The organism is Streptomyces sp. NPDC059957 (assembly GCF_042730015.1).
Classification (GTDB): domain Bacteria; phylum Actinomycetota; class Actinomycetes; order Streptomycetales; family Streptomycetaceae; genus Streptomyces.
Genome location: NZ_JBHWMB010000092.1, coordinates 24,864 through 27,700, shown reverse-complemented (window position 1 = coordinate 27,700; position 2,837 = coordinate 24,864). Strand labels below are relative to the sequence as shown.

Sequence of the window (2,837 nt, the reverse complement as noted above, 5' to 3'; positions counted from 1 at the left end):
GAGGGGGTGTCTTTTGGGTGCAGAAAGGGTGGGGGGTCTTTTTTGCGGTCCCCCCCGACCCGGTGAACCTTCCCGGTCACAGCACTAGACGGCCGGCTGGCGGGCTCCGGCGGCTCCCCCGGTCACCGGGCGGGCCTGCTCGGGCACGGCCTTGAGGTTCCGGTCGAGGATCGAGTCGAGTATCTCGCCGACCCGTACCGCGGTGTTGGACAGCAGGGAGGAGGTGATGCCGTGGGTGTGCTCGGTTCCGCCCTGGAGGTAGATGCCGCAGCTCAGTTCGAGGTCGGTCGTCACCCGGTAGTCGCGCTCGACGCGGATCCGGCCCTGGTCGTCGCGGTGGCAGCGGTCCGCGACCTCGCCGAGCAGGCCCAGGCCGTCGGCCTGCTGGTAGCCGGTGGCGCACACCACGACGTCGGCGTCGAGCACGCTCTCCTCGCCGGTGACGAGGGACTTGATGCTGGCGCGGACCCCGTCGGCCGTCTCCTCAACGCCCGTCAGGCGCGAGACGTTCAGGAAGCGGAGCCGCTCGGTGCCGAGCACCTTCTCCTGGTACGACTGGCGGTACAGGTCGTCGATGAGGTCGATGTCGACCACGGAGTAGTTGGTGTTGCCGTGGTAGCCCATCAGCCGCTGCTTCACGTCCTCCGGGGCGGTGAAGTACTCGTCCACCGCCTGGGGGTCGAAGATGCGGTTGGCGAAGCTGCTGTCGTCCGCCGGGCTGTAGCCGTAGCGGGAGAAGACCGCGCAGACCTCGGCCTGCGGGAAACGGCGGTGCAGGTAGGCCACGTTCTCGGCGGCGCTCTGGCCGGCGCCGACCACGACGAAGCGGGTGGGCTCGCTGCCCTCCAGGCCGTCGATCTTCTTCAGCAGGTCGGTGTTGTGCCAGACGTGGTCGGTCCGCTCGACGCCCTCGGGCATGACCGGGCGCAGGCCGGTGGAGATGACGAGGTTGCGGGCCCGGTGGACGACGACCTCGTCGCCGGAGCGCGCCGTCACGTCGAGGTACTCGATGACGCCGTCACGCAGCACGGGCTCGACGGAGACGACCTGGTGGCCGTACGAGACCATGTCGTCGACCTTGGCCGCGGCCCACTCGAGGTAGTCGTGGAACTCGACCCGGAGCGGGAACAGGTTCTTGTGGTTGACGAAGTCGATCAGCCGGCCCTTCTCCTGCAGGTAGCAGAGGAAGCTGTATTCGCTCGTCGGGTTCCGGAGCGTCACCAGGTCCTTCATGAACGACACTTGCATCGTCGCGTCGTCGATGAGCATGCCGCGGTGCCACCCGAACTGGGGCTGCTGCTCGAAGAAGTGAGCGGTGACCGCCTCTTGCCTTCCGACGCGCACGTTGTGCTCGCTGAGCGCGATCGCCATGGCGACGTTCGACGGCCCGAAGCCGATACCGATCAGGTCGTGGATCAGTGGTGCGTCGCCAGGAAGAGCCTGTGACATGTCACTCCCATTTGGTGCGGGACAGCCGCCTGCCAGGCGTCTTGTCAGGGGTGGGGGAAAGGGGGAGTCCAGGCGCACCGGTGACCGGCAGCCGAGTGGAACTTAGGTAAAGCTAACCTGATCCAGACGGCCTGTCGACCAGGCAAACCGGACAACAGACCCACACTCGGGTCAATCAAGCCCAGAATCGGGGTTGTTGCGCCGTTAGGTAAGCCTTGCTTTACTTGCCTTTGCTCATTTCGCTCTCTGAGGAGGAACCCGTATGCGGGTCGTCATGTTCGGCTATCAGACCTGGGGCCATCGCACCCTGAAGGCGCTCCTGGACTCCGAGCACGACGTCGTCATGGTCGTGACCCACCCCAAGAGCGAGCACGCCTACGAGAAGATCTGGAGCGACTCGGTCGCCGACCTCGCCGAGGAGCACGGCGTCCCGGTCGTCATCCGCAACCGCCCCGACGACGAGGAGCTGTTCCAGCAGCTCAAGGAAGCCGACGCGGACATCCTCGTCGCGAACAACTGGCGCACCTGGATCCCCCCGCGCATCTACACGCTCCCCCGGCACGGCACGCTCAACATCCACGACTCCCTCCTCCCCAAGTACGCGGGCTTCTCCCCCCTCATCTGGGCCCTCATCAACGGCGAGCCCGAAGTCGGCGTGACGGCGCACATGATGGACGAGGTGCTCGACGCCGGCGACATCGTCATGCAGCGCTCGATCCCCGTCGGCCCGACGGACACGACCACGGACCTGTTCCACAAGACGGTCGACCTGATCGCCCCGGTGACGATCGCCGCCCTCGACCTCATCGCGTCCGGCCGGACGGAGTTCACGAAGCAGGACCGCTCGCAGGCCACCTTCTTCCACAAGAGGGCCGAGGAGGACATCCGCATCGACTGGTCCTGGCCCGCGGAAACCCTGGAGCGCCTGGTCCGCGCCCAGTCGGCCCCCTACCCCGCCGCCTTCACCTTCCACAAGGGCAAGCGCCTGGAGATCCTCACGGCCGTCGTCTCCGAGGGCCGCTACGGCGGCACCCCGGGCCGCATCTTCTACCGCGAGGGCGAAGGCGTGGTCATCGTCGCCGGCGCGGACGCCCGCACGGGCCGGAACCGCGGCCTGGCCATCACCAGCGTCCGCACGGAAGACGGCACCGAACTCCCGGCCACCACCTACTTCAAGTCCATGGGCGGCTACCTCACCACCCGCCCGTAACCGGGCAACACCCCCTGAACCCCGGCCCGCCCCGGACGGTCCCCGGGCGGGGGGGGCCGGGGGTGGCGGACCGGGCCCAAGTCGCTTGTCGGAGGGCCCCTTTCCCCCCCCCCCCCCCTCCCCGCCGGGCGGGAAACACTCCCCCCCCCCCCTTTGCCGAAACAACCCCCGCAAACCC

The 2,837-nt window shown here is 68.0% G+C and carries 2 protein-coding genes; one reads left to right on the top strand and one right to left on the bottom strand.

Annotation, left to right across the window (positions count from 1 at the left end):
* Positions 1–84: 84 nt before the first annotated feature.
* Positions 85–1,449, bottom strand: coding sequence for a lysine N(6)-hydroxylase/L-ornithine N(5)-oxygenase family protein (locus tag ACFWBW_RS36915; RefSeq protein ID WP_385382587.1), 1,365 nt, complete (start codon positions 1,447–1,449; stop codon positions 85–87).
* A 262-nt stretch (positions 1,450–1,711) separates the two neighbouring features.
* On the opposite strand from ACFWBW_RS36915, the gene ACFWBW_RS36910 reads away from it, so the two are divergent.
* Positions 1,712–2,659 carry a methionyl-tRNA formyltransferase gene (locus tag ACFWBW_RS36910; RefSeq protein ID WP_385382585.1) on the top strand — a complete coding sequence of 316 codons (948 nt, stop codon included), beginning with the start codon at positions 1,712–1,714 and terminating at the stop codon, positions 2,657–2,659.
* Positions 2,660–2,837: the final 178 nt, after the last annotated feature.